Genomic DNA, 4,027 nt, shown 5'->3' on the forward strand with positions numbered 1-4,027 from the left:
CGCTCAGCGCGTCGCGCTGCGCCAGGGCGTCCGCGTCCAGCGGCGTGAGCGGCAGGGACGCGAGCGGGACGGTGGAAAGTTCCACGCCGCCGCCCGTGCAGCCCTGTACCAGGCGCTGCGCCAGGCGCAGGGTGCGCGAATCCGCGCCGCGCACGCAGGCGTCAATCAATAATAGCTTTTTCATGGACAAATGCCCTCCTCATGAAAATTCCTGTATGACCACCATAGTGTAACTTGCGCCAAATGTCAAGGCCGGTTCTGCGGAAACGCTAAAAAACGACCGGTTTCGGTCAGCTTCCCCCATATAATTGACTTTGCCCTGGTGGCACGGTAAAATAAAGGGGAAGGGAGTGACCGAATATGCTAACAGAGGAAAGATATAGCATGATTCTGCGCCTGTTGGAGGAACGCGGCGCGGTCTCGGTACAGGAGCTGACGGATATATTGGGCAGCTCTGAATCGACTATCCGGCGCGACCTTGCGGCCCTGCACCAGGAGGGGCGGCTCAACAAGGTACATGGAGGGGCTACCGCGCTGCGCGGGACCTATCACACCGAGGAATACCCGGTGTTTATCAAGCAGGAAATGAATATGGCTGAAAAGGCGCGGATTGCGCGCCATGCGGCTTCCCTGATTTCAGACTATGACCTGGTGTTCCTGGACGCGGGTACGACAACCGGCTGTATGGCAGAATTTATGGCTGCAAAAAATATTACCGTCATCACAAACGGCATCCTGATCGCCAAGCGCCTGGCAGACCGCGGGCAGGCGGTCTCGGTGACCGGCGGGCGCGTCAAATGCACGACAGAGGCGCTGGTCGGCGGCGAGACGCTGGACGCGCTGCGGCGCTTCAATTTCAGCGTGGGCTTTTTCGGCGCGAACGGCGTCAGCCTGGAGGCCGGCTTTACCACGCCGGACGTGGACGAGGCGCGCGTCAAGACCGAGGCCATGCGCCGCTGCAGGCGCTGCTACATGCTCGCGGACAGCAGCAAGTTCGGCGTGACCACCTCGGTGACCTTTGCCGACCTTGACGCCGCGGATATCATTACCGGCGCGCCCGCCCCGGACAAATACCGCGCAAAGGCGCACATTATTGAGGTAAAAGGATGATTTATACCGTAACCGCAAACCCGTCGCTCGATTACCTTGTTTCGGTGCCCCAACTCCGGCTGGGGCGCATGAACCGCGCGGCGGATACGCGCATTGTGCCTGGTGGGAAGGGCGTCAACGTGTCGATCATGCTCGGCCGGCTTGACGCCCCAAACCGGGCGCTCGGTTTTTCCGGCGGTTTTTCCGGCCGGGAGATTGCGCGCATGCTGGAGGAAAACGGCTGCGACGCGGCTTTTATCGACCTGCCGGGCGCGCTGTCGCGCATCAACCTCAAGCTGGAAGGTGTGGAGGAGACCGAGATCAACGCCCCCGGCCCGGCCGTCCCGCCGGAGGCGTTTGCCGCGCTGCGCGCGCAGGTCTCCGGCCTGCAGCCAGCGGATGTGCNAAGCGCGCGCAGGTGTAAACGGTCGGATAGGGGTTGCCCGCCCCGTCTACGGCGTGCGCGACGGAGGCAAACTTGTCGCAGTCCCGGCCGGACCGTGTGCCGAAATCCGAGATGAAGTCGAGCGGCACGTCGCCCGTCAGGACGGCGAGCGTCAGGCTACCCTTTTTGCGCGCCAGCTCGCTTGTGAGGTTGCTCTTGAGCATGGTGACGGACAGGCGGGCGGGCGACGCCGTCACCTGCGCGGCGGTATTGACAATGCAGCCCGTCTGCTTGCCCCCGAAGGCCACGCAGGCGGCGTACAGCCCGTAGCTGAGACGGAACAGTGCGGTTTCATCCATGGGGATCGCTCCTTTTCTTTCAGGTTTTCCCTTAGGATGCCGAAATCCCCCGCCTTTCATGCATAAAAAAACCGCCCGGGAGGGCGGTTCCGCTTATTTCGCCAAAGGTTCGCCCGCCGCTTCGCCCATGGTGGCCGCCGGCTCCGGCTTCCCCCTGCGCGCGCCGGGGAAGGCNAGCAGGTTCTCCACCGGCGAGGTATGCTCGACGATCATCTGGCGGGCAACGGCCAGCAGCATCACGTCGATTACGGAATCCAGCGTATGGCTCGCGATCATCTTGATGAATTCGATGCCGATGATGATGTAGCATGCGTCGCTGAGCAGGATCTGGAAATAGCCGGTCGTGCTGAACAGGGCTTTCACGTCGGTCGATACCACGATCCCTACGCCGCAAATGACGCAGGAGATCAGCACGCAAAAGCCGACGATCAGTTCGAGCAGGGATGCGGCGCGGGCAAGCTTGCTTTGCATGGTCGTTTTCATGTAAATGTGGCCTCCTGTTGTCCCATCAGTCAGTTTTTTGTTGATATATTTAGTTTAACATACTGCGCGCGCCGCCGCAAGCGCCGGATTGCTTGCGGCGGGGGCTGAAAGCTGGTATACTGGTAACGCAAAACCCAAGGAAAGGGGCGAAACCGGCATGACAGTATGCCAACAGGCCGAACGCAGCCTGAACACGGTGTTCCGCAAGCGCATCCGCAACCGGGTGGCCGAGGCGGTGAAGGGGTATGGGCTGCTGCGGGAGGGCGACCGCGTGGCAGTCTGTATTTCGGGCGGCAAGGACTCCATGCTGCTGGCCAAATGCCTGCAGGAGCTGCAGCGGCACGGGGATTTCCCGTTCCATCTGGAATACCTGACGATGGACCCGGGATACAGTCCCGCGAACCGCCGCAGGATCGAGGAAAACGCCGGGGCGCTCGGCATCCCGCTGCACATCTTCGAGACCAACGTGTTCCGCGTGGCCGAACGGCACGGCAAGAACCCCTGCTTCCTGTGCGCGAAAATGCGCCGCGGCTGGCTGTACGCCAAGGCGCGCGAGCTGGGCTGCAACAAGATCGCGCTGGGGCATCACTATGACGACGTGGTCGAAACCATCCTGATGGCGATGGTTTACGGCGGCCAGGTGCAGACTATGCTGCCCAAGCTGAAAAGCGACCATTACGAGGGGCTGGAACTGATCCGCCCGCTTTACCTGGTGCGCGAGGAGGATGTCATCGCGTGGGCGGAGGCGAACGGCCTGTCTTTCCTCGGCTGCGCCTGCGCGGTCATGGAGCAGCGCGGCGAGGGCGGCTCCAAGCGCGCGGAGGTCAAGCGGCTCATCGCCATGCTGTGCGAGGGCAACCCGCAGATCAAGCAGAACATCATGAACAGCGTCAAGAACATCAACCTCAGCCAGGTGCTGGGATATCACAAAGGGAATACATTCCGTACTTTTTTGGACGATTATGACGAAACGGATACGAATTGCACCCTGCGGTAGCAACCGGCCGCCCGCGCCCGCAAAAAAAGGGCGCCCGGCCGGGGGGATCAGAATTTCAAACGGAAAGGAACCGGTTTATGGAGGAATTTGCACGCGCGGCGCTGCTGTTCGGGGAGGACGGCATCGCGCGCCTGGCCGCGGCGCGGGTCGCGGTATTCGGAGTGGGCGGGGTCGGCGGCTATGTGTGCGAGGCGCTCGCGCGCAGCGGGGTCGGCGCGCTCGACCTGTTTGACGACGACCGTGTCGCTTTGTCCAATATCAACCGCCAGATCATCGCGCTGCACTCCACCGTGGGGCAGTATAAGGTGGACGCGATGGCGGCGCGCATCCGGGATATCAACCCGGCCGCGCAGGTCGGGGCGTACCGCCGCTTTTTCACGCCGGAAAACGCCGGGGAAATCGACTTTTCAAAATACGATTATGTGGTCGACGCGATCGACACCGTGACGGCCAAGATCGAACTCGTCATGCGGTGCCGGGCGGCGGGCGTGCCCATCATCTGCGCCATGGGGGCGGGCAACAAGCTCGACCCCTCGCGCTTCGAGGTCGCCGACCTGTCCAAGACCTCGGTGTGCCCCCTCGCGCGGGTGATGCGGCAGGAACTGAAAAAGCGCGGCGTGCGGGGGGTCAAGGCCGTCTATTCGCGGGAGGAGCCGGTAAGGCCGCAGGGCAGGCCCGCCGAGGCGATGCCGGATACGCCGCAGCGCACGGGCG

Annotated in this window: 4 protein-coding genes and 2 pseudogenes; 4 read left to right on the top strand and 2 right to left on the bottom strand. The window is 62.6% G+C overall.

Annotation, left to right across the window (positions count from 1 at the left end; all coding sequences use genetic code 11):
* Positions 1 to 184: pseudogene (locus tag CZ203_RS14685) on the bottom strand (NAD(P)H-dependent oxidoreductase); the annotation flags it as partial.
* Positions 185 to 384: 200 nt separating this feature from the next.
* Between CZ203_RS14685 and CZ203_RS07525 the strand changes: the two are divergent.
* Together CZ203_RS07525 and CZ203_RS15515 are read left to right on the top strand one after the other, a co-directional pair.
* On the top strand, positions 385 to 1,110 hold the full coding sequence (locus CZ203_RS07525; RefSeq protein WP_235847480.1) for a DeoR/GlpR family DNA-binding transcription regulator: 726 nt from the start codon (positions 385 to 387) through the stop codon (positions 1,108 to 1,110).
* A 68-nt stretch (positions 1,111 to 1,178) separates the two neighbouring features.
* Positions 1,179 to 1,610, top strand: coding sequence for a PfkB family carbohydrate kinase (locus CZ203_RS15515; protein WP_407927723.1), 432 nt, complete (start codon positions 1,179 to 1,181; stop codon positions 1,608 to 1,610).
* On the opposite strand, the pseudogene CZ203_RS15360 reads toward CZ203_RS15515, so the two are convergent.
* A pseudogene (locus tag CZ203_RS15360) lies at positions 1,534 to 1,893 on the bottom strand (flavin reductase); the annotation flags it as partial. The gene CZ203_RS15515 and the pseudogene CZ203_RS15360 sit on opposite strands and share 77 nt — an antisense overlap.
* Positions 1,894 to 2,473: 580 nt before the next feature.
* Between CZ203_RS15360 and CZ203_RS07540 the strand changes: the two are divergent.
* A complete protein-coding gene (locus tag CZ203_RS07540) occupies positions 2,474 to 3,313 on the top strand; it encodes a tRNA lysidine(34) synthetase (RefSeq protein WP_087065519.1) in 840 nt (279 codons plus the stop codon).
* Positions 3,314 to 3,390: 77 nt separating this feature from the next.
* Positions 3,391 to 4,027, top strand: a 637-nt coding sequence (locus tag CZ203_RS07545; RefSeq protein ID WP_087065520.1) for a tRNA threonylcarbamoyladenosine dehydratase, incomplete at its 3' end; no start/stop codon positions are given.

Source organism: Intestinibacillus massiliensis, from assembly GCF_900155735.1.
Classification (GTDB): Bacteria; Bacillota; Clostridia; order Oscillospirales; family Butyricicoccaceae; genus Intestinibacillus; species Intestinibacillus massiliensis.

Coding starts and splice junctions, on each gene's coding strand:
- CZ203_RS07525 (WP_235847480.1), top strand. CDS start 385: ATGATTCTGCGCCTGTTGGAGGAACGCGGCGCGGTCTCGGTACAGGAG.
- CZ203_RS07540 (WP_087065519.1), top strand. CDS start 2,474: ATGACAGTATGCCAACAGGCCGAACGCAGCCTGAACACGGTGTTCCGC.